This window comes from Clostridium tertium (assembly GCF_017873245.1).
Taxonomy (GTDB): Bacteria; Bacillota; Clostridia; order Clostridiales; family Clostridiaceae; genus Clostridium; species Clostridium tertium.
The window spans coordinates 17,063-39,892 of record NZ_JAGGJY010000015.1; the positions used below are offsets into that span (position 1 = coordinate 17,063).

Annotated in this window: 22 protein-coding genes, 2 tRNA genes and 1 other RNA gene; 4 read left to right on the forward strand and 21 right to left on the reverse strand. The window is 28.3% G+C overall.

The window, feature by feature from the left end; genetic code table 11:
• Nucleotides 1-93: 93 nt before the first annotated feature.
• The 11 genes from J2Z25_RS14890 to dnaX form a co-directional block, all read right to left on the reverse strand.
• Nucleotides 94-1,329, reverse strand: a complete 1,236-nt coding sequence (locus J2Z25_RS14890; protein WP_008675977.1) for a DUF1015 domain-containing protein — start codon at nt 1,327-1,329, stop codon at nt 94-96.
• A 24-nt stretch (nt 1,330-1,353) separates the two neighbouring features.
• Nucleotides 1,354-2,259, reverse strand: a complete 906-nt coding sequence (locus J2Z25_RS14895; protein WP_008675979.1) for a D-2-hydroxyacid dehydrogenase — start codon at nt 2,257-2,259, stop codon at nt 1,354-1,356.
• Nucleotides 2,260-2,398: 139 nt separating this feature from the next.
• Complete coding sequence (locus tag J2Z25_RS14900; RefSeq protein ID WP_209741140.1) at nt 2,399-3,475, reverse strand: pyridoxal-phosphate-dependent aminotransferase family protein; 1,077 nt, start codon at nt 3,473-3,475, stop codon at nt 2,399-2,401.
• 313 nt (nt 3,476-3,788) lie between these two features.
• A complete protein-coding gene (gene mscL / locus J2Z25_RS14905; RefSeq protein ID WP_008675984.1) occupies nt 3,789-4,229 on the reverse strand; it encodes a large-conductance mechanosensitive channel protein MscL in 441 nt (146 codons plus the stop codon).
• Nucleotides 4,230-4,415, reverse strand: coding sequence for a hypothetical protein (locus J2Z25_RS14910; RefSeq protein ID WP_008675985.1), 186 nt, complete (start codon nt 4,413-4,415; stop codon nt 4,230-4,232).
• Nucleotides 4,416-4,697: 282 nt separating this feature from the next.
• Nucleotides 4,698-4,946 (reverse strand): pro-sigmaK processing inhibitor BofA family protein, encoded by a 249-nt coding sequence (locus tag J2Z25_RS14915; protein ID WP_097034409.1) that lies wholly within the window; start codon nt 4,944-4,946, stop codon nt 4,698-4,700.
• 60 nt (nt 4,947-5,006) lie between these two features.
• Complete coding sequence (locus J2Z25_RS14920) at nt 5,007-5,264, reverse strand: DUF2508 family protein (protein ID WP_008675989.1); 258 nt, start codon at nt 5,262-5,264, stop codon at nt 5,007-5,009.
• A gap of 78 nt (nt 5,265-5,342) precedes the next feature.
• Nucleotides 5,343-6,878, reverse strand: coding sequence for a cardiolipin synthase (gene cls, locus J2Z25_RS14925; protein WP_008675991.1), 1,536 nt, complete (start codon nt 6,876-6,878; stop codon nt 5,343-5,345).
• A gap of 21 nt (nt 6,879-6,899) precedes the next feature.
• Nucleotides 6,900-7,496 (reverse strand): recombination mediator RecR, encoded by a 597-nt coding sequence (recR, locus tag J2Z25_RS14930; RefSeq protein WP_008675993.1) that lies wholly within the window; start codon nt 7,494-7,496, stop codon nt 6,900-6,902.
• 159 nt (nt 7,497-7,655) lie between these two features.
• On the reverse strand, nt 7,656-8,000 hold the full coding sequence (locus J2Z25_RS14935) for a YbaB/EbfC family nucleoid-associated protein (protein ID WP_008675995.1): 345 nt from the start codon (nt 7,998-8,000) through the stop codon (nt 7,656-7,658).
• 147 nt (nt 8,001-8,147) lie between these two features.
• Entirely contained in the window at nt 8,148-9,767 is a 1,620-nt protein-coding gene (gene dnaX, locus J2Z25_RS14940; RefSeq protein WP_209741141.1) for a DNA polymerase III subunit gamma/tau, read from the reverse strand.
• Nucleotides 9,768-10,193: 426 nt separating this feature from the next.
• Here dnaX and J2Z25_RS14945 point away from each other — a divergent pair, with 426 nt between their 5' ends.
• Nucleotides 10,194-11,036, forward strand: a complete 843-nt coding sequence (locus J2Z25_RS14945; RefSeq protein ID WP_209741142.1) for a thymidylate synthase — start codon at nt 10,194-10,196, stop codon at nt 11,034-11,036.
• 4 nt (nt 11,037-11,040) lie between these two features.
• On the forward strand, nt 11,041-11,526 hold the full coding sequence (locus J2Z25_RS14950) for a dihydrofolate reductase (RefSeq protein WP_209741143.1): 486 nt from the start codon (nt 11,041-11,043) through the stop codon (nt 11,524-11,526).
• A gap of 262 nt (nt 11,527-11,788) precedes the next feature.
• Here J2Z25_RS14950 and ffs read toward each other — a convergent pair.
• From ffs to J2Z25_RS14985, 7 genes are all read right to left on the reverse strand, one after another.
• Nucleotides 11,789-12,050, reverse strand: an RNA gene (gene ffs, locus J2Z25_RS14955) — signal recognition particle sRNA large type.
• A 3-nt stretch (nt 12,051-12,053) separates the two neighbouring features.
• Nucleotides 12,054-12,143 (reverse strand) — tRNA-Ser (locus tag J2Z25_RS14960).
• A gap of 97 nt (nt 12,144-12,240) precedes the next feature.
• Nucleotides 12,241-13,008: a prolipoprotein diacylglyceryl transferase gene (gene lgt, locus J2Z25_RS14965; RefSeq protein WP_209741144.1), complete on the reverse strand. Its 768-nt coding sequence runs from the start codon at nt 13,006-13,008 to the stop codon at nt 12,241-12,243.
• 100 nt (nt 13,009-13,108) lie between these two features.
• On the reverse strand, nt 13,109-13,552 hold the full coding sequence (locus J2Z25_RS14970; protein WP_209741145.1) for a nucleoside deaminase: 444 nt from the start codon (nt 13,550-13,552) through the stop codon (nt 13,109-13,111).
• An 87-nt stretch (nt 13,553-13,639) separates the two neighbouring features.
• Nucleotides 13,640-14,884, reverse strand: a complete 1,245-nt coding sequence (locus J2Z25_RS14975) for an HlyC/CorC family transporter (RefSeq protein ID WP_209741146.1) — start codon at nt 14,882-14,884, stop codon at nt 13,640-13,642.
• Nucleotides 14,885-15,359: 475 nt separating this feature from the next.
• Nucleotides 15,360-15,434, reverse strand: a tRNA-Arg gene (locus tag J2Z25_RS14980).
• Nucleotides 15,435-15,516: 82 nt separating this feature from the next.
• Entirely contained in the window at nt 15,517-16,332 is an 816-nt protein-coding gene (locus J2Z25_RS14985) for a staygreen family protein (protein ID WP_209741147.1), read from the reverse strand.
• A 316-nt stretch (nt 16,333-16,648) separates the two neighbouring features.
• Between J2Z25_RS14985 and J2Z25_RS14990 the strand changes: the two genes are divergently transcribed.
• Nucleotides 16,649-17,374: a lysophospholipid acyltransferase family protein gene (locus J2Z25_RS14990; RefSeq protein ID WP_209741148.1), complete on the forward strand. Its 726-nt coding sequence runs from the start codon at nt 16,649-16,651 to the stop codon at nt 17,372-17,374.
• 213 nt (nt 17,375-17,587) lie between these two features.
• Here J2Z25_RS14990 and J2Z25_RS14995 read toward each other — a convergent pair whose 3' ends face one another.
• From J2Z25_RS14995 to J2Z25_RS15005, 3 genes are all read right to left on the reverse strand, one after another.
• Complete coding sequence (locus tag J2Z25_RS14995) at nt 17,588-18,958, reverse strand: MATE family efflux transporter (RefSeq protein WP_209741149.1); 1,371 nt, start codon at nt 18,956-18,958, stop codon at nt 17,588-17,590.
• A 135-nt stretch (nt 18,959-19,093) separates the two neighbouring features.
• Nucleotides 19,094-20,200: a Fic family protein gene (locus J2Z25_RS15000; protein WP_209741150.1), complete on the reverse strand. Its 1,107-nt coding sequence runs from the start codon at nt 20,198-20,200 to the stop codon at nt 19,094-19,096.
• Nucleotides 20,201-20,429: 229 nt separating this feature from the next.
• Complete coding sequence (locus tag J2Z25_RS15005; protein WP_209741151.1) at nt 20,430-20,927, reverse strand: methylated-DNA--[protein]-cysteine S-methyltransferase; 498 nt, start codon at nt 20,925-20,927, stop codon at nt 20,430-20,432.
• Nucleotides 20,928-21,236: 309 nt separating this feature from the next.
• Here J2Z25_RS15005 and J2Z25_RS15010 point away from each other — a divergent pair, with 309 nt between their 5' ends.
• Nucleotides 21,237-22,817 carry a DEAD/DEAH box helicase gene (locus J2Z25_RS15010; protein WP_008676018.1) on the forward strand — a complete coding sequence of 527 codons (1,581 nt, stop codon included), beginning with the start codon at nt 21,237-21,239 and terminating at the stop codon, nt 22,815-22,817.
• Nucleotides 22,818-22,830: the final 13 nt, after the last annotated feature.

Consider the following 22,830-nt stretch of genomic DNA (forward strand, 5'->3'; position numbering starts at 1 on the left):
ATTTTTATAACTCTTTTATCTTATTTTTTAATTAACTTTATATTCATAATGATACTTTTTTATTATCTTCTTAATATTTTATTCTAGTAAACCCTAAAATTTATGAATAAAAAGTCCACTTCTAGGCTTTGGCTCAAACCATGTTGATTTTGGAGGCATTATCCTTCCGCTATCTGCTATATCCATAATATCATCAGTAGTCGTAGCATACATAGAAAAACTAACTTTCATATCTGTATCTGCTCTTCTTTCTAGTTCTCTTAATCCTCTAATTCCTCCAACAAATTTAATTCTTTTAGATTTTCTTGGATCATCTATTCCTAATATCGGTTTTAAAAGATTATTTTGAAGTATTGAAACATCTAGTTGATCTACTGGATCATCTGGATTAAATATTCCATTTCTAGCTTCTAGCAAATACCATTGTTTTTCTAAATACATTCCAAAAGTATGCTTTTCTTTTGGTTTAACTTGTTCATTACTTTTAGTAACTATAAAATTTTCACTTACCTTATTTAAAAACTCTTCTTTTGAAAGTCCATTTAAATCTTTAACAGTTCTATTATAGTCCAATACCTCTAACTCGCTATCTGGATATGAAATTGATAAGAAATAATTGAATTCCTCGTCTCCAGTATACTCTTCATTCTCTGCCCTCTTTATATGTCCAACCTTTACTGCTGATGCTGATCTATGATGTCCATCAGCAATATACAAATATTCTACAGATTTAAATAATTCACTTATTTTATTTACTATACATTCATCCTCTATGATCCATACAGTATGTGATACTCCATCTTCTGACTTAAAATCATAGACTGGCTCTTTTTTCATCCATTCATTTATTATATTTGAAATATTTTTGTTTGCCCTATAAGTTAAAAATATAGGACCTGTATGAGCCTCACATTTATAAACATGATTAATTCTATCAATTTCTTTATCTTCTCTTGTTAGCTCATGCTTTTTTATTATATTGTTAGTATAATCATCTATTGAAGCACAACCAACAAGTCCAACTTGACTTCTTCCCTTCATAACTTGTCTATAAATATAGAATTTAGGTTTTTCATCCTCTATATAATATCCCTTTTCAATCATTTTATCTAAATTTTCTTTTGCTTTTTCATAAACCCTATCATCATATGCATCAATATCATTTGGTAAGTCTATCTCAGCTTTATCTACATGTAAAAATGAATAAGGATTACCTTTTACCATCTCTCTAGCTTCATCACTATCCATTACATCATACGGAAGTGCTGCTATTTTATTTGCTAATTCTTTTATAGGTCTTATACCTTTAAAAGGTCTTATGACTGCCATTAAAATTCCTCCTAAATCTATCACCTAGCTAAAAAACTCCTGTATAACTGACACTACCTCTTCTCCAATTCTATCTTGTGCTTCCATTGTTGATGCACCAATATGTGGAGTACAGCTAACTCTTGGATGATTAACTAATGCTTCATTTGTATTTGGTTCTACTGCAAACACGTCTATCCCTGCTCCTGCAATTTTACCGCTATCTAATGCTTCTAATAGAGCTTTTTCATCTACTACTTTCCCTCTTGCACAATTTATTATATAAGCCCCATCTTTCATAAGCTCTAACTCTTCTTTTCTAATTAAAGATCCATTTTCTTTATCATAAGGAACATGTAAGGAAATAAAATCTGATTTTTTAAGTAGATCATTTAATTCTAAAAATTCATATTTTATATCATCTTGCTTACCAAATACATCATTATAAACTACATTCATACCTAGAGCTGTAGCTTTATTAGCAAGTGCCTTACCTATTCTACCCATACCTATTATTCCTAATGTTTTACCCCCAAGTTCAATTCCCTCATACTTCTTCTTATTCCATTCACCATTTCTCATAGTGTAATTTGAAGTTCCAACAAATCTTGCTACAGCAAACATATGAGCTAGTGCTAACTCTGCAACAGAGTCTGAACTTGCATTTGGAGTATTTTTAACTGTTATTCCTTTTTCATGAGCTGTATATATATCTATATTATCTATTCCGACCCCAGCTCTTATTATAAGTTTTAATTTTCCGCCTGAAGCTTTTTCTAATACATCTTTAGTTACTTTTGTTGCAGACCTTACTACTAAAGCTTCGAAATCTTTAAGCTTCTCTCCTAAAACTTCTTTATCATAATGTTCATCTATAACTTCAAAACCTAATTCTAATAATTTATTAATTGCATTTTCCTGCAAACCATCACTTACTAATATTCTGAACATCTCTTTGCCCCCTGTTCTCATTACTCATAATTATTATAAATTACAAATTAAAACTTAATGATATATATTATTTTCCCGATTTTTATATCATTAATAATGACTAATTCATCATAGCCATTATATTCACACTTTATAATTATTACTCTAACCCCAAAATTTCATTTATATTTCTTAAAAGCTCATTTACATCTTCCATTTGGCAATCTGCCATATGAGCTATTCTAAATGTTTTATCTTTTAAACTTCCATATCCATTTGATATTTGAAATCCTCTTTTACCTAATTCTTTATTTAATGCAGAAACATCTATGCCTCTATTGTTCTTAATAGTAGTTAAAGTATTAGATAAATAATTTTCATCAGGGAAAATTTCAAAATATTTTTTTGCCCATTCCCTAACAACTTTAGCCATTTCTATATGCCTTTTAAATCTATTTTCTAGACCTTCTTTATTTAATATATAATCTAATTGATAATCAAGTGCATACATATGTGGTATAGATGGTGTTGATGGATATTGGTAATCCTTCTTTTGAATATATTTATATAAAGATAATAAATCTAAATAAAATCCTCTATTTGGTACCTTTTCTGCTCTTTCCTTTGCTTTATTTGAAAAAGTACATATTGCCATACCTGGTGGCAATCCAATTGCTTTTTGAGTTGAAGTTAAGCAAATGTCTATTCCCCATTTATCAACTTCAATTTTTGTTCCTGCAGCAGAACTAACTGTATCTACTATAAAAACTACATCTGGATATTTCTTTACAACTTTACCAATACTTTCAATTGGATTCATTACCCCTGTAGATGTTTCATTATGAGTTACTGCCACTAAATCATATTTACCTGTTGCTAATGCTTCATCAACCATTTCAGGCTTAATTGCTTTTCCCATTTCTACTTCAAATAAGTCAGCAGGAACGTTATTCGAGGTTGCCATTTCATACCATCTCTTTCCGAATGCCCCAACGGAAAATACAGCAGCCCTCTTTGCTGTACAGCATCTTATAGCTCCCTCCATAAGTCCACTACCTGATGTAGTTGAAAGTAGTATTTCACTTTCTGTGAAAAACAACTTTTTTAAGTTATTACTAATTCTTCTTTGAAGCTCTGAAGCTTCTTTGCTTCTATGACCAATCATAGGCTTTGCCATCTGTTCTAAAACATCTGGTCTTACCTCAACTGGCCCAGGAATAAATAGCTTTTTATGCATCGTTCCACTCCCCCATATAATCTTTATTTTTATTGCTTATTTAATTATTGTTAATTTTACTACTTTTTTACACCATTAACAACTATTTTATTAACCTTTTTATAATAATATTGCTTTGTAGACATAATGCTACTACAATCACTTTTCAATTATTAAAATAATAATTTTTATTATCATATTATGCAATAATAATATTTTTAAACACTATTTTTATTAATAAAATAGGTTATAGCATCATTTATATTCTCTAAAAATGCTATAACCTATAATTTAAATTATATTTATTATGTAAAATATGTAGCAACTATTCTTTTTAAGCCTTTTGTTCATTCTTTAATAAATCTCTTATTTCTGTTAACAGTTCTTGTTCCACTGTTAATTTTTTCTCTTTTTCCTCTTCTTCTTTTTTAGCTTCCTCTTCACTCTTACTATTTAATTTTTTAACTATTTTTATAAATATAAATATTGATAGTGCTATGATTAAAAAATCAACTATATTTTGAATAAACAATCCATAATTCAATGTAACTGGATCACTTCCACCTTCTCCTGGCTTTAATACATATGCAAGCTCTGAAAAGTTAACTCCTCCAGTAATAAGTCCAATTGGCGGCATTATAATATCCTTAACTAATGATGAAACTATTTTATTAAAAGCTCCACCTATAATTACCCCAATTGCTAGATCTAACACATTTCCTTTCATCGCAAAGTCTTTAAATTCACTTATAAACTTCTTTCCTTTTTCCTTCATCTAATCAGTCCCTTCATAATAATTGTCAAATGTTAGAATCGACTCCGTTTCCCTACAATATTTTACACACATACATTGTCCCAAATGCCTAGGACACTTATAGCATAGACATCCTTTATCATCACCATTACAACCCCTTTTATACTCTGGACAATAGTTGCAATTTATTCCATTACCTGCTGGCATAACAATCCCCCCATTAAAATTAATTTATATTTATTTTATCACATGAGTCAATATATAGGCTTAGTAATATTTTGCAAATCAAAAAAATGAAGAAATGAAGGAATAAAAAAATTATAGTAACGAATTTTTACAACCTCCATATACTGATCTCATAAGAGGCTTTTCACTCATAATAGATTGAAAAAAACTTCTAACTCCCATCTATATAAACTTTTGGGAACTATACGTTCCCTCTCTCATTAAAATAAAAGAGATTCAATTAAAACTGAATCTCTTTCATTTTTATAAAAACATTTGAAATATTACTAAAAATATAACACCAGGAACTCCTAAAAATCCTGCTATTAATGCTGTTATTGCATTTATTCCTATAGAAAATCCAAAATAAGAACCTACAATATTTGTTAGGTATAATAAAACTATTCCTATAACACCATTTATTAAGATTTTTAATGGCCATTTCAAAAATTTTATTAATAAATATAATAAAACTAGCCCTATTAACCCATATAAAATAATATTTAAATCCATATAAATTCCCTCCGATTAATATTATGTATTATCCAACAATAATATTAATTTATTAATATATTAATTTATTCTTTTTAATTCTCTTTTTTTAGCCATAGTTATTAAGTAATTGTATCTAGTCTTGGCCACATCTTCTGCATGGATAGCTAATTCAATTAACTGAGGATCACTTACTGAATTGAATAGTGATCTCGCTACTTCCATTTCTGTTATAGCATCTTTTATAGCACTTAATAATTCTAAGTCGTCCTCACTGTACTCTGTCCTATTTCTTTCTGCACTTTGCATTAATAAATCTAAAATTACCCTCTTATCCATTATTATCCTCCCAAATAATTTATATATTAAATTATTATCCAATTTTTAACATAAATATTCAGGTATAATTAATTTTTCTTACATTAATGGTGCAAAAACTCTTAATATAGCAGTTATAAATTTATTTGACCATTTAATTCTATGGCAATCTTCTATTGTTATTAACTTACAAACTTCTAATGTTTCCATAAAATCATTTTTAATTTCCATCAATGATTTTGTTTTATAAAGTAGAACCCCACATTCAAAATGCAAATAAAGACTTCTATAATCCATATTTATAGTTCCTACAACACCTATTTCATCATCTGATACAAATGTCTTAGAATGTATAAATCCAGGTGTATACTCATATATCTTTACTCCTGCTTCAATAAGCTGAGCATAATATGCTCTTGTAACCATATGAACATACCACTTATCTTCTATATGTGGAGTAACTATTATAACCTCTACACCACTTTTCGCTGCTAAAGTTAAAGCAGTTACTAATTCATTGTCAACTATTAAATATGGAGTGTTTATATAAACATATTCTTTTGCTTTATTTATAATATTTAAGTATACATTTTCTCCTACTGTTTCATCATCAAGAGGGCTATCACCATAAGGTTGAACATATCCATCCCCCTTAAACTCCTTATCGTAATTTACATATGGCTTATATTTTTCATAGTCTTCTTTTTGACCACAATTAAATTGCCATGATTCAAGGAACATCATAGTTAAATTCCAGACAGCCTCTCCTCTTATCATAATCGAAGAATCTTTCCAATGACCAAATCTAACTATTTCATTTATATATTCATCAGCTAAATTTATACCACCTGTAAATGCAGTATGACCATCTATTATTGTAATTTTTCTATGATCTCTATTGTTCATTATAACTGATAAAAATGGTACAAATGGATTAAATGATAAGCATCTTATTCCCTTTTGTCTTAATTTTTCATCATACTTATACGGAAGGGTTCTTAAGCATCCCATGTCATCATATATTAATCTTACATCTACGCCTTCTTTTACTTTTTCCTCTAGTATTTCTAATATACTATCCCACATTACTCCTTCTTGAATTATAAAATATTCCATAAAGATATAATGTTTTGCTTTTTTTAATTCTTCCTTTAGTTTTTCAAAAAAATCCTCTCCAGGTGATAAATATTTCGTGGTAGTATTCTTATATATAGGGCTTGCTGCATACTTATTTAAATATTTTACTTGGTTTGCAACACCCTTATCCTCTTTTTCAATCTCATTAAGTATATCTCTATCTTGGGTTAATAATTTAGCAGTTTCATTATGTATATTAATCATTTTTGCCCTAAATTTCTTAGTGGTTTTTCTTAATCCAAATAGTAAATAGAACAATCCACCAAATACAGGAACTAACAATACTGGTATAGTCCATGCAAGCTTGTATGATGGATTATCCTTAGTACTAACAATATAAATAACTGCAAATATACTTATTAGAGAAAATAATACATATAGATATACAAAAGATTCTGTAAGCTTCCATATAGCGAAAATAAGAATTGCTAATTGAAGACAAATAAGAAGTCCAATAATTGCCATTCTACTAAATAGAAATTTTAATATTTTACTCATATATCCACCTTTCAGTTATATTTATATCTCTTTTCTACCTTCTAGTGCCTTTGAAAGCGTTACTTCATCAGCATACTCCAAGTCTCCTCCTACCGGTATTCCTGATGCAATTCTAGTAACTTTAATATCTAAAGGCTTCAAAATTCTTGATATGTACATTGCTGTTGCTTCCCCTTCGATATTAGGATTTGTTGCTATTATTACTTCTTTAACATCAGCACTCATTCTAGCAACTAATTCTCTTATTCTTATATCTTGTGGGCCTCTTCCTTGCATCGGTGATAAATTCCCATGCAATACATGATATGCTCCATTATATTCTTTAACTTTTTCCATAGTCATTATATCTTTAGGCTGTTCTACAACGCAAATTATATCCTTGTCTCTACTTGGATTAGAACATATTGAACAAGGATCCTTGTCTGTAAAATTACCACATATTGAACAATACTTTATTGTTCCTCTTGCCTTAACTAAAGCATCTGCAAATTCTTTAACTTCATCTTCTGGAAGATTTAATACATGCAATGCTAATCTTTGAGCCGTCTTTTGCCCAACACTAGGTAGTTTGGCAAATTCCTCAATAAGCTTCTCTATAGCAACTGGATAAAAATCCATAAAATCCATCCTTTCTGTAATTTGAATATATAAAAAGGCGAAATAAATTCGCCCTTTATGTCTTAACTATAATTATGAATTGTTTATAACTAATTAAACATCAATTGTTAATTTATGATTTTTAATTAAAAAGCTAAAAACAATGTAAATTATTATTTATTAGAAAAGTCCTGGTATATTCATTCCACCAGTTAATTTACCCATCTTATTTGCGCTTTCTTCTTCTGCTTTTCTTAATGCTTCATTTACTGCACTAAGAACTAAATCTTCTAGCATTTCAACATCATCTGCATCAACTACTTCTGGCTTTATGTTAATTGAAACTACTTCTTTTTTACCATTTGCTTTTACAACTACAGCACCACCACCAACTGAAGCTTCAAACTCCTTAGTTTCAAGGTCCTTTTGCATTTGCTCCATATCTTTTTGAAGTTTTTGCGCTTGCTTCATTAGGTTGTTCATATTTCCTCCACCAAATCCGCCTGGAAATCCTCCTCTTGCCATAAAAACATCCTCCTTTTATAAAAATCTATTCTTTATTATATAGTATTTTTATTTATTTTACTATATTAAAGCTACTATTTGTATTAATTTTCATTCTTATTATTCTTATTTTTTATTTCGTTTATGTGCATATATTATAACTTACTTTTATTCATCTAAAATATCTACCATATCAGATCCTAAAGTTTCTAAAAGCATATCAGCAGTAGATTTTTCATTGTTTGATACTTCTTCAACTTCAAAGGCAATTTTTATATCCTCTCTAAAAATTTCAGCTAATACTTCTTGAATTATAGCCCTATATTCTGGCTTTTCTAATCTATCTTTATTAAATTTAAATTGATCTTCATATTCAATAGTTAAAACACCATTTTTACATTCCACTGGCTTTCCAGTAAGCATTGATGCATATACTATCATAGCTCTTCTTGCTTTAAATCTTTCTAAAATATCCTTCCATGATCTTTGGATATCATTTAAAGTTACCTTAGAATTTTCATTTGCTACAATATCATTACTTCTAAGCTTTGGTTGTTCTCTACTAGGTTTATTAGTAACAACTTCTTTTTTTGAATCGCCTTTATTAGTAGATGCTGCACTTACTACTTTAAGACTACCATTTTTTAATCCTTCTTCAAGCTTATTTATTCTAGTTAAAATGACCTCATTTGAAGTATCATATTCTATTTTGCACATTTTAATAACAGCTAATTCTAAATATAATCTAGCTTGCTTGCTTATCTTTGCATTAGATTCAGTTTCTTGAAGAATTCTTATATATCTCATTACTTCTTCTGCTCTAATTTTGCTAGCTTGCTCTTTTATTAGAGCTATATTTTCCTCTGACATATCTAATACTTCTTCAGGATTATTAGTAACTTTAGCCATTAATATATTTCTATAATGAGCTATTAAATCTTTAATAAATAGATAAATATCTTTTCCTGCATAAACAACTTCATCTATTATACCAATTGATTTTTCTACATTTCTTTGTATTACAGAATTAGTAAGATTAAATAAATGATCATTAGTAACAAGCCCAAGCATATTTATAAGAACATCATATTCTACTGCTCCATTTCCCATTGATATAGCTTGATCCAATATACTTAATGCATCTCTCATAGCCCCATCTGATACTCTTGCGATTAAATTTAAACTTTTATCATCTGCAAGAGCATTTTGCTCATTAACTATTTTTCTAAGACGTTCCGTAATTTCATTATTATTTATTCTTTTAAAGTCAAATCTTTGACACCTTGAAAGAATAGTAATAGGAAGTTTTTGAGGATCTGTTGTTGCCAAAATAAATATTACGTTATTTGGAGGCTCTTCTAAGGTCTTTAAAAATGCATTAACAGCACCAGTAGATAACATATGAACCTCATCCATTATATAAACCTTGAATCTAGCTTCTTGAGGAGGATATTTTACATCATCTATAATATCTCTAATTTTATCAACACCATTGTTAGAAGCTGCATCTAATTCAGTAACATCAATTGCTAAACCATCATTTATTTTTCTGCACATCTCGCATTCATTGCATGGTTCCTCATCTTTTAAATCTAAACAATTTAAAGCCTTAGCAAATACTTTAGCTGTTGTTGTTTTCCCTGTTCCTCTTGTTCCACAAAAAAGATATGCATGAGCAATTCTGTCATTTAATATTTGATTTTTAACTGTTGTTGTTATATGTTCCTGACCAACAATATCGTAAAAGTTTTGTGGTCTCCATTCTCTATATAAAGCTGTATATCCCATAAAATCATTCCTTAAATTTAATTATTTACTTATATTATAAACTAAAGATGAAAATTAATGAAGGATTGAAAGTTTTAATTTCAAATCCTTCATATTTATTTTTTCAACATGCAAGTCCTACAATAAAAACTTTCATTTTATTTTTCTACAATCACTCCCATGACACAACTTACAAATGTTGTAATTATTTTTCGTTAAACATTGAACAACCCCATCTTCTTCTAATTTCCACATTATTTTTTCTTTACATAACCTTAAATTAAATAATCTAAATAAATTACTTTTATAATGAATCATTTATTATGCTCAGTAATATCTATTAACAGATTTAAAAAATAGGCTAAAATAAATCATATTAACTTACCCTTATGGTATAATATAACTTGTTCATCCCTTGGGGTGAAATTAAGATATAGAGGTGAACCTATGACAACAAATTTTATATCAAAAACAGATAAATTATTTAAAGATACATTAAATAATATTCTTACAAGTGGAGTAAGTACAGAAGGTCATAAAGTAAGACCAAAATATAAAGATGGCACTCCTGCACACACAATATATATAAATCAAGTTGTGGAAAAGTATGATATCTCTAAAGGTGAATTTCCTATTACTACACTAAGACCTGTTGCATGGAAATCAGGCATTAAAGAAATTTTATGGATATATCAAAAAGCTTCAAATGAACTATCAGTACTTGAAGAAATGGGAATTACTTGGTGGGGAGATTGGGAAGTTAATGGTACAGGAACAATTGGTCAAAGATATGGTGCTACTGTAAAAAAATATAATTTAATGAATAAGCTATTAGATGGATTAAAAAATGAGCCTTATACTAGAAGACATATTATAGACTTATATCAATATGCAGACTTTGAAGAAACACCAGGATTAAACCCTTGTGCATTTCTTACTGTTTGGTCTGTTAGAGATAAGTATCTTGATGTAACACTTCATCAAAGAAGCTCAGACTATTGTACAGCTGGACATATAAATAAAACTCAATATGTTGCTTTAATGATGATGGTAGCAAGACATGTTGGCCTAAAGCCTGGAGTGTTTATGCACGTTGTAGATAATTTACATATTTATGATAGACATGTAGAACAAGCAAAAGAATTAATAGAAAGAACTCCTAGTGATAAACAACCTAAATTAATACTTAAAGAAGGTAAAACAAATTTCTATGACTTTACTATTGATGATTTTGAAATGGTGGATTACGAGCCAGTTAAACCACAACTAAAATTTGAATTGGGGATATAATATTATGATAAGTTTAATAGTTGCCATGGATAAAAATAATGGCATTGGAAATAAAAATAAGCTACTTGCTCATATTTCTGAAGACTTAAGGTATTTTAAAAGAGTAACTGATGGTAATACAATAGTTATGGGATATAACACTTATATGTCATTACCTAAAAGGCCATTACCTAATAGAAGGAATATTGTTCTTACTACTAAAGACATAAAATTAGAAGGTGCTGTAGTAGTTAATTCTATAGAGAAATTATTAAAATTATTAAATACTGAAGAAGAAACATTTATATGTGGTGGTTCTAGTATATATAATCAAATGCTTCCATATGCAGATAAGCTTTATATAACTCATATTTTTGATGAATTTGAAGCTGATACATATTTTCCAGAAATTACAGATGAGTGGGAAATATCAGAAAGCTTCTGTCATAAAGAAAATATAAATCATAAGCATCCTCATATATTTACGATTTATACAAAAAGCCTTGATTAAAATAAATTTTACTTTTATAAATCCATCTTTTAAAATAAATAGTTATTTACTCAAATAATTATAACTATATTATGAAATAAAGATAAAGAAAACGAGGGTATCCCATAAGGAATGCCCTCGCTTTCTTTGTCCTATTGTATGTTAATCCTATTGAAGAGTAACCTTTGATTAAATAAATATTCTATGTAATACTTAAACATTTATTTTCTACCTTTTACATTAAAAAAACCCTTCTTTTGGTTAGAAAGGCCTAAAATTAAAACCGTGCACCTAGCTTTGACAGTAATCTATAAGCGTTACTATGTAGTTAGCTCTGACAAGATTGATCCATATCACACGCAGTAATCGCTTATCGCTGCTTCCTTCCGGACCTGACGAGGTTCACGCACTTACGTCGTATGGGACCTTGCCATCAACACCACTTGCATAGGCAGACCCTACAGATTAAAGCCTAGGCTAGGAATTCAACCCCGCTATAGCGGATTGCGGGTTACAGGGCACCGCTGACTCCCCATCTAGCACGGCTATGGCGGAGAGAAGGGGATTTGAACCCCTGATAGAGTTTCCCCTATACACGCTTTCCAGGCGTGCTCCTTCGACCACTCGGACATCTCTCCATAAAATAATATATAGCTATTTAATTTTAACTACTGCTATATATTATCACATACTAATTCATATTGCAACATTTAAAACTTGATGTAACTATATTACCTAAGCAGCCTTATTTTTCTTATTTATCCAAACAATTAAAACTATTCCTAGTAATATTCCAAGTAAGCTTACCATTTGAGCTGTTCTTAGTCCCATAAACATTAAACTATCAGTTCTTAATCCTTCTATAAAGAATCTTCCTATTGAATATAAGATCATGTATCCACCAAGAACTATACCATCATTTGCTTCTTTTTTCTTATAAATAATATAAACCAAAATTGCACAAACTAATAAATTCCATATTGATTCATATAAAAATGTTGGATGATAATAAACTCCATTAATATGCATCCCAGTTTGTATAAACTCTGGGAACTTACTTATAAACTCTTTAGATACTGGGCCTCCATGAGCTTCTTGATTCATAAAGTTACCCCATCTACCAATTGCTTGGGCTAATATAACTCCTGGCATTATAACATCTACATATCTTAAGAAGTTTATTTTTCTATACCTTGCAAATATGTAACCTGATAATAATGCAGCTATAACTCCTCCATGGATTGCCATTCCACCATTTCTTATGTTAATTACATCCATGAATGAATGATAATTTTGATATTCAAAAGCTACATAGTATAACCTTGCTCCAATTATTGATATTGGAAAAGTTATTAAAAACGCATCTATTATTATATCATAATCTAAGTTTTTCTTCTTCGCTAACATATATATTAACAACATAGCAGCTAATACTCCAAGTGATATTATTATTCCATACCATCTTATTTCTAAGCCAAATAATTCAAAAGCTACTGGATTCATTTCATTTCCTCCTCTTATAGTAATTATTTTTAATTATATAACTTTTTAGATAATTATACCAAATAAATATGAATTATTTATAAAGACATACTTATAAATTTTATACCTTACTTCTTTGTTTTATAAAAAAAGACTTTAACAAATCACTACATTCTTGATTGTAACACCACTTAACATCTACATGCCAATTAAATATATTATAGTCTATTAAATTTATAGTAGAGCCACAAGCTCCCATATCCTTATTAAAAGTTCCTATAAATAATCTTGATATTCTACTTTGTGCTATTGCTGCTGCACACATAGGACAAGGTTCTAATGTTACATACATCTCACAACCTGATAGCCTCCAATTATTTAACTTTTTACAGGCCTCTTCTATTGCTAATATCTCTGCATGAGCTGTTGTTAACTTTAATTTTTCTTTTAAGTTATGTTGACTTGCTATAACTTCTCCATCCTTAACAACAACTACTCCAACTGGAACCTCTCCTATGTTATATGCATTTTTAGCTTCATTTATTGCCAGATCCATATAATCCATAAAATACACCTTCTTATTAAGAATCTTTCCATTATAAAATAAAAATGGAGAACTTAATTTTACATAGTTCTCCATCTTATCTTTAAATTAAGTGTATATTCTAACTTTCTTAATTCTATTTTTATCCACTTCTTCAACTACAAATCTGATATTATTAAGATTAACTTCTTCTGATTGCTCAGGAAATCTTCCTAATTCACCAATTACTAATCCACCTACAGAATCAAACTCTTCTGATTCCATAGTAACACCTATTAAATCACCAATATGATCTAATCTAGCACTTCCATCAACGATATATTCATCTTCTTTAACAACTATTATATCGTTATCTTCTTCATCATCATATTCGTCTTCAATTTCTCCAACTACTTCTTCAATTAGATCTTCTATAGTAACTATACCAACATTTCCACCATATTCATCTAATACAACGGACATGTGATTTCTAGTTTTTTTCATTTCATTAAATAACTCTGTAATTTTCTTGAACTCAAAAGTATAATAAGGATCTCTCATGTAATCTGAAATTTTAAAATTCTCCTTACTTTGAGAAGCTATTATTAAGTCCTTGACATTTAATATTCCTATAACATCATCTATGTTTTGATTATAAACTGGTATTCTTGAGAATTGCTCAGTTTTAATAATATTTATAACTTCATCATAGGTAGCATTTATATCTACCGCCACTACATCAACTCTTTGAACCATAACATCCTTGACTTGAGAATCTGCAAATTCGAAGACATTGAATATCATTTCTTTTTCTACATCCTCAAGTACTCCCTCTTCTTCACTAACACCTACCATCGTCTTTAGCTCTTCTTCTGTTATAAATGGTTCTGTTGCCTTTGGATCTCCACCTAAAAGTCTTATAAATAATCCAGATATAGCTGTAAATATAGCTATAAATGGTCTAAATAACTTAACTACAATATTTATAATTTTACTAACCTTTAAAGCAACACTTTCTGAATTTTGCTTTGCTATAGATTTTGGAGTTATTTCACCAAATATCAATACTAATATAGTCATTACAATAGTTACAACACCTACTGCACCTTCTCCAAAAGCCTTAACAGCAACTGATGTTGCAAGTGCAGATGCCCCTATATTAACAATGTTATTTCCTATCAATATTGCTCCTAATAACCTACTTGGATCTTCAGCAAGCTTTTCAACTAGCTTTGCCCCTTTAACTCCTTCTTCTACCATATGTCTTATTCTAATTTTACTTAGTGCCATTAAGGCAGTTTCTGACATAGAGAAAAATCCTGACATCAACAATAATATTACTAATAATACTATCTGCCACGTATAACTCTCCAAATTTATTCACACTCCTAAATTAAATAATTTTTTTATTTTATATTATATCATATCTTAAAATCAATATAATGATTTTAATAAAAAATTTAAATATCTTTCTATAATATATAATATTTACCACATAAGCTTTATATAATTAAAAATTTAAAATTATATAATTATTTATCTCACTTGTACACATAAAAAGGACTATAACTAATTTTATATTCCTTTTTTTGTAGTTACCTTAAAGTCTTTCTTGGTAACTACATATTTTAATATATTTCTTAGTGAGCACCCATTTTGTAGTTACTTTAATATATTTCTTAGTAACTACACAATTAGTAGTTACCGTAATTTATTTTTTAGTAACTACACCATATAAATAAACCTTATAAAAATATATCTTACTTTAATACTTTCATTTGTATTCTTAGTATTATAAAAAAACATAAAACCCTCAAGCCTAATAAAATTAAGGCTTGAGGGTTTTACTTGGTATCCCCAACAGGGATCGAACCTGTATCTGTCCCTTAGGAGGGGACTGTTCTATCCATTGAACTATGGAGACATGATTACCAAATAAATTGTATAATAATATTAGGTATATGTCAATATTATCCTACTTCTATAATATCCTCCATAGCAATTATTTATTCTTCCGTTCTTTTAATTATTACACCATTTGGCTTTATAATAAAATCCATAGATACCTCTCTAATCTTAGATTTAATATTAATTTTGACTGATAATGATACCTCATATATTCTTCCACATCCATCTAATGATTTTATTTCATCAATATCAATTATTTCACATTTTTGAATACAATACCTTATATTTTTCCCATATGCAATACACAACTGATTTTCTATATATGGATTTAAAAGATTAAGTATAACGCCTTCTTCCATGCTAATTTTAAATTTCTTTTTTCTAAGTATTGCAGATCTTGTTTGCTCAATTAATCCACCTTCTTCTGGTGATTTAAGTTCATATTCATCACAATCATCTTCTATATACTTATAATTTTTTAATTTTCCCCAATTCTCAACTTTGTAAAATTCATCAAATCTTGAATTGAATTTTACAAATATGTCTGATTCATTTAATTTAGTGTGTTTTTTTATTAATCCTAAATCCGCCTGCCTTATAGCTGTAATTATCAATGGTAAAGCATCTCTAAATATTCTATTTCTTTGTATTACTTTATTTTTATCTCTTTCATTTCCATCTACATTTAGATAAAGACATAAAACATAATTATTACCATTTTCGCACCATCTACCATATACCTCATCTCTTTTATCAGTCACATGATCCTTATTATAATCTTTCGCAACTGTTATTAATATATCTCCTGTATCATCTGAATGAGTAACTGTATAGTTACGGGGACTTATTGGACCATCTTGAGATATCCCCTTCTTAAAATCAATTATAAGTTTATTTGGGTCTAGTTTATTCAAAACCTTTCACCTCTAAAATACTTTTTATTACTTACTATATGTTTATTTTACTTATATAGTTACTTAAATTATTAATTGCATTTACATATGAATATTATTACATTATATTATAAAACTCCCATATAGCTTCAATTGTATATCATCAAACTAATTATCCATATAATTATAGTTATTTAGTCTCTACTGTTTCGTTATCCCTCTATAAATATTAAATTCATCTTTTAAAGTTATCTATTTATATACTTTTATATGCTTTAACTTTGTTATATACTTTATTTATGAAATTTTTAATAAATATTGAAAGGATTTGATTTACATGCTTAGATCCATTGCTTGGTATATAGTCTTCTTTGTAGGGTTACTACTTAGTATGCCTAGTATGATAAAAACTAAAAGACTTGATAAAAAAGGTTTAGAAAATGAAAAGGAAAAACTTGTTCATAAAGCAACTACAGCTTGGGCTAATAGTCTTTTAAAAGTTGCCGGAGTTAAGGTTACAGTTCACGGACTAGAAAATCTGCCTAAGGATCAAAATGTATTGTTTATAGGAAATCATCAAGGGAATTTTGATATTCCAATATATATAACTAAAATTCCTGGATTAAAAGGATTTGTATCTAAAATAGAGGTAAAAAAAATTCCTGGAGTTAGTACATGGATGGAATACATGCATTGTATCTTTATGGATAGAAGTAATTTAAGAAAAGCTGGTGAAGCTATAATTCAAGGCGTTAAAGTATTGAAAAATGGTCATTCATTAGTTATATTCCCAGAAGGTACAAGAAGTAAAAGTGATAAAATGGGCGAATTTAAAGCTGGTAGTTTTAAATTAGCTACAAAATCTAAAGTTCCTATAGTACCTGTTACAATGAGCGGATCTTATAAAATAATGGAATCTAACAAGAAAAAATGGATTGTACAACCTGCTCATGTAGATTTATATATCCACCCAGCTATAGAAACTGCTAATTTAACCAAAGAAGAACAAGATGCTTTACCTAAAAAAGTTTATGAAATAATTAAAAGCAAATTACCTAATTAAAAAAGTGAAAAATGAAAGAATTAAAGAGTTGAAAAATTGAAGAGATAATTCAACTTTGTTGAATTATGAAAATGAAATAGCTAATAAAAAAGATAGTAGATGGATTATGTAAAACAAATCTATCTACTATCTTTTTTATTAAAGATTCAAAGTACCTTCTATTCAAAAATCCTTTCACTTTTTTCCCTTTTCACCATTGATTTTAATTCTCATCTAAGTAGCTAACTCGTTCTCTGCTATTACATTCTTAATCCACTTTCCTGATTTCAATCTTCTTCTCTCAAAACAAATTTTAATAAATTCCTCTGTGCATATTAGTAAGTATACAAATGTTATTGGTAACTTAAAGACTATAGCTGCTAAAAATGCCATTGGAACTGCATAAAACCAAACTGTTCCTAGTTGTACTAATGTAGAATAAAGGGTATCTCCACCACCTCTAAATATACCTACAATCATAACTACATTATAAGATCTTATAGGACATATCAAAGCCATTACTCTTAAAACTACTACAGTATCATTAAATGTTCCTGCTTCTACATTAAATGGCTTAACTATTTGAGGAGCTAAAACCCAAACTAAAACTCCTATTATTAATCCAAGAACCGGTGCAACTTTTCCTATTTTATGTGAGTAATCAACTGCAACATCTTCTTCATTTGCACCTATCTTATTACCAACCATAATAGCTGCTGCAGAGGCTAGTCCAATGCACAGTACCATAAACATATTATTTAAAGTAGTTGCAATTTGCATTGTGGCAACAGCGCTTGTTCCTATTTGAGCATAAGCAATTGAATATGCAGTCATCCCTAATGACCATAATAATTCGTTTGCTATAACAGCTGTTGATGTATTAAAGTATATTTTCACAAAGTTTATATCAAAGGCAAATAGCTCCTTAACCTTTGAGGATATAATATTCTTTTTACCATATATTATTACAATTATATAAATCATTTCTATAGTACGTGCTATAGTTGTAGCTAAAGCAGCTCCTACTACCCCCATTGGTTTTACACCTAAATTTCCAAAAATAAATACCCAGTTTAAAAATGCATTGCTTAATACACCTATTAAACTTGCATACATCGGTGCTTTTGGTTGCTCAGAACTTCTAAGAGCTGAAGAAAAACCTTGCGTAAAATTAGTAAATATAAAGCTTATTGCAATAATTCTTAAATATTGAACGCCTAATTCTATAACTTGAATATCCCTTGATAAAATTTTCATTATTGGTTCCGCTATAATAAATGCAGCTCCTCCAAATATTAATGAAGCTATAAACCCAATAGTAATATCTAATCCCAATACCTTTTTAATGCTAACTATATCTTTTCTTCCCCAATATTGAGACATAAATACACTAGCTCCTGCATTTATCCCAGAAATACATAGCATAAAAATAAAAAAGTACTGATTTGCTAATCCTACAGCTGCAATAGCTTCTTCTCCTAACCTACCAACCATTAAATTATCCACAAGGTTTAATGATGAAGTAATAAAATTTTGAAATGTTATTGGTAAAGCTAGCGTAAGCATGGTCTTTAAAAATGTTTTATCCTTTAGTATCTTTTTCATCTAGTTCCTCCAACTTTTATTTATTTAATTTAATGCATAAAAAAAGAGCATATGGGTAGTCTGGCCGCCCATCTGCTCTTTAACACTTAATTTTTTCCTTAGTTATTTTCTAATAATTATTTGAATTTGTCAACATTATTCTTCAAAGTTATCCACAATTGTAGATATATCATTCTTGTAATATTCATATCTTTTTCCTGACTTAGCAATCTTAAAAAACCCTAATGTGACTAAATAATTTAAATCGCTTCTAGCAGTTTCATATGAAATATCTAATTTATTTTTATAGTTGTCAATAGTTACAACATTATCCTTAGATGATAAAATGCTGTTTATAAATTTAATATGTCTTTCTTCTAATTTTACATTATTTCTTTCAATTAGTTCCTTTAATATCTTTTTACCAAATTTACAGTTTAATTCATTATTCAAAACTTCAACAGCCTCTCTTAATGCACTTATGTAAAATCTTATAAAATAAGTTATATCACCATTTGAATATATACTATTTTCGATTGCAGCTTTATATTTTTTTAATTTTGAATTTATAAGTGTTGATAATGAACAGTATTTTATAACTTCATACCCATTAATCAATAGATATTTATATGATAAAAGCTCTGAAATTATAGAGTTATATCTTCTAAAAGGCTTGTTGACTATTATATACAAATATATTGTTGCAGCTACTGTTAATGCATTTTTCCCTTCGTCTTCATTTATTAAGGAAATTAAAGTCTTTATATTACCTGCATTTGACTCATTTCTAACAATTCCTTCTATAGCATTCTTATTATCTTTTATACCTTCTCCATCAACAATACTATACAAATTACATATAAACTCTTCATCTATATTGCAGCCATTACTAATAGCTAATTTTAAATTCTTTAGTATTTCATCTGAAATAACTATGTTCTCTAAATTCGCCAATCCTAATAACTCAGCCTCTTCAGCTGAATTATATATCTTCTCCCTTATCTTTGAAGATATATAATTAAATACCCCTAAATTATTTGCTTCATTAATAAATTCTGTATTACTAATAATATCCTCTGTATTATTAAACCAATAATTTACAAATGGTTTGAAATTAAAATTACTTTCAAAAGATATTTTCATTCTATCATCTTCAATTATTTTCCATATACTTTCCAATTCTTCTTTGTCAAATATTCTTCTTGAAATTTGTTTCTTACTAAAATATAAATTGTTAAAATCTTGAATAATTTGAGCATCCATAACTTTTTCCTCACTTTTATTACTAAATATATTAATATAAAAATACTATTCATTATTTTATTCAAATACTATAATTTTACTAATTATATACTATTAATTTACTTTATAATTATATATTAAAATACTTATAGTTATATTTCAATGATATTTTTATACAAATAAAAAAGGGAGAGGCTTAACCTATCCCATAATATGTAAAATTTATATTTTCCTTTTTATTTTCTTTTTATTAAATCTTTTTTTCAAATTTAATAAGTTTTTCTTGAATATCTGTATGATTGCCAGCATATCCTATTAACTTTCCATTTTTACCAGCAACTCTATGACAAGGTATTACTATAGGAATAGGATTTGCTCTATTTGCTTGCCCTATTGCTCTTACAGCCTTTTCGTTACCAATTGCTTTTGCTATATAACTATAACTTTTTATTTCTCCATATGGAATTTTTATTAATTCATTCCATACTAGTTTTCTAAATTCAGTTCCTTCTATATCTAATTTTAAATCAAAGTCTCTTCTTTCTCCTGCAAAATATTCATTTAATTGAGTAATTACATCCAAGCATATCTTTTTATCTTCTATTAAATTATTTTTCCCCTTAAATTTGATCCACTCTTCTTCTATTAATTCAATTCCTCTTAATCCTTTTAAACTTTTTACAATATATATAGAACCTATTATGCTATCTATTTTGTAAAAATATAATTTTTCTCTACAATTCTCCATATTATTCCTCCATTCAAACGTTTACTGATTGTTTTTTTAATATTTATTGCAAAATAACTTATTTTACTAATAAATAATACGAGCATATTTCTGAATTATAGTGTATACTAAGTTAGTTAAGAAAAAATAATATTACATTATAGCAAAAATTTAATAGTACTTAAAATCATAATATGACCTGTTATAGTACATACTATAGTTATGATTTAAGATATGTTATTTAAATTATATAGCTAATATAAAATAAAAAATATATTATATATATTTAATTATATATTATTTTAAATACTAAAAGAAAGAGGATTTTGAATGAACGAAATAAAATTTAGTAACTTAGGGCTTAAGGATACCCTTTTGAAATCTATTAATGATTTAGGTTTTGAAAAACCATCACAAATACAAGCTGAGGCAATACCTGTGGCTATACAAGGATATGACCTTATAGGTCAAGCTCAAACTGGTACTGGTAAAACTGCCGCTTTTGGATGTGGAATTATTAATCATATTTCTAAAAAAAGTGGACTTAGCGCTATAATTTTAGCTCCAACAAGAGAACTAGCAATACAAGTTAATGATGAGCTAAAAAGATTATCAAAATATGATGATTTAACAATACTACCTGTTTACGGTGGAGATCCAATAACAAATCAAATAAGAGCATTAAAAAGAAATGTTAATATAGTAGTTGGTACTCCTGGTAGAGTTTTAGATCATATAAAGAGAGGAACTATAAAACTAGATCAAATTAAGTTTTTAGTTTTAGACGAAGCTGATGAAATGTTGAATATGGGCTTCATAGATGACTTAGAAGATATAATAAAACAATTACCAAGTGAAAGACAAACTTTATTATTCTCAGCAACTATGCCTGATCAAATAAGAAAATTAGCTAAAAGATATATGAAACCTGATGCTAAGCATATATCTATAAAGAAAACTTCTATGACTGTATCTACGATAAGTCAAAACTTCTTTGAGGTATCTCATAAGACAAGATTTGAAGCACTTTGTAGAGTTTTAGATTTTGATACTCCATCATCTGCAATTATATTCTGTAGAACTAAAAAAGGCGTAGATGAACTAGTTGAAGGTATGCAATCAAGAGGATATGTAGTTGAAGGTATGCACGGAGATATGTCTCAAGCTCATAGATTAAGAACATTAAAGAAATTTAAAGAAGGTTCTTTAAACTATTTAGTTGCAACTGATGTAGCTGCAAGAGGTATAGATGTAGAGGGTATAACACACGTTATAAACTATGATTTACCTCAAGACGTTGAAAGCTATGTTCATAGAATAGGTAGAACTGGAAGAGCAAATAGAGAAGGTATAGCTTATTCATTAGTTTCTCCAAAAGAGTATTCAATGTTAAAACAAATAAAATCAGTAACTAAAAGCGATATATCTAGAAAAAATATCCCAACAGTTAATGATATATTTAACAGTAAATCAAAATCAATATTAGAAGATGTAACTAATACTATTAATGATTCTGATTACTCAAAGTTTATCCCAGTAGCAACAGAATTAACTCAAAAGTATGATTCTGTAGAAATTATTGCTGCATTAATAAAGAATAAATTCAATGATGATTTATTAGAAACTTATACATCTGATGTTTTAGAAGCTCCTAAATCAGAAGATATCCGTTTATTCTTATCTATAGGAAGAAGAGATGGCATAAATCCTAAAACTCTAGTTAACTTTATTAAGGATACAGCTAGAATAAGAGCTTCTTCAATAGGTGATATAGATATATTAGAAAACTTCTCATTTGTTAATATATCTCCAGACGTTAAGGATAAAGTTCTTGATAAATGTATCGGTGTTAAGCTTAATAAGAGAAAAGTAAACATCGAAGTCGCAAATAAAAATAGAAAAAGAAAATAATTAAATAAAAATA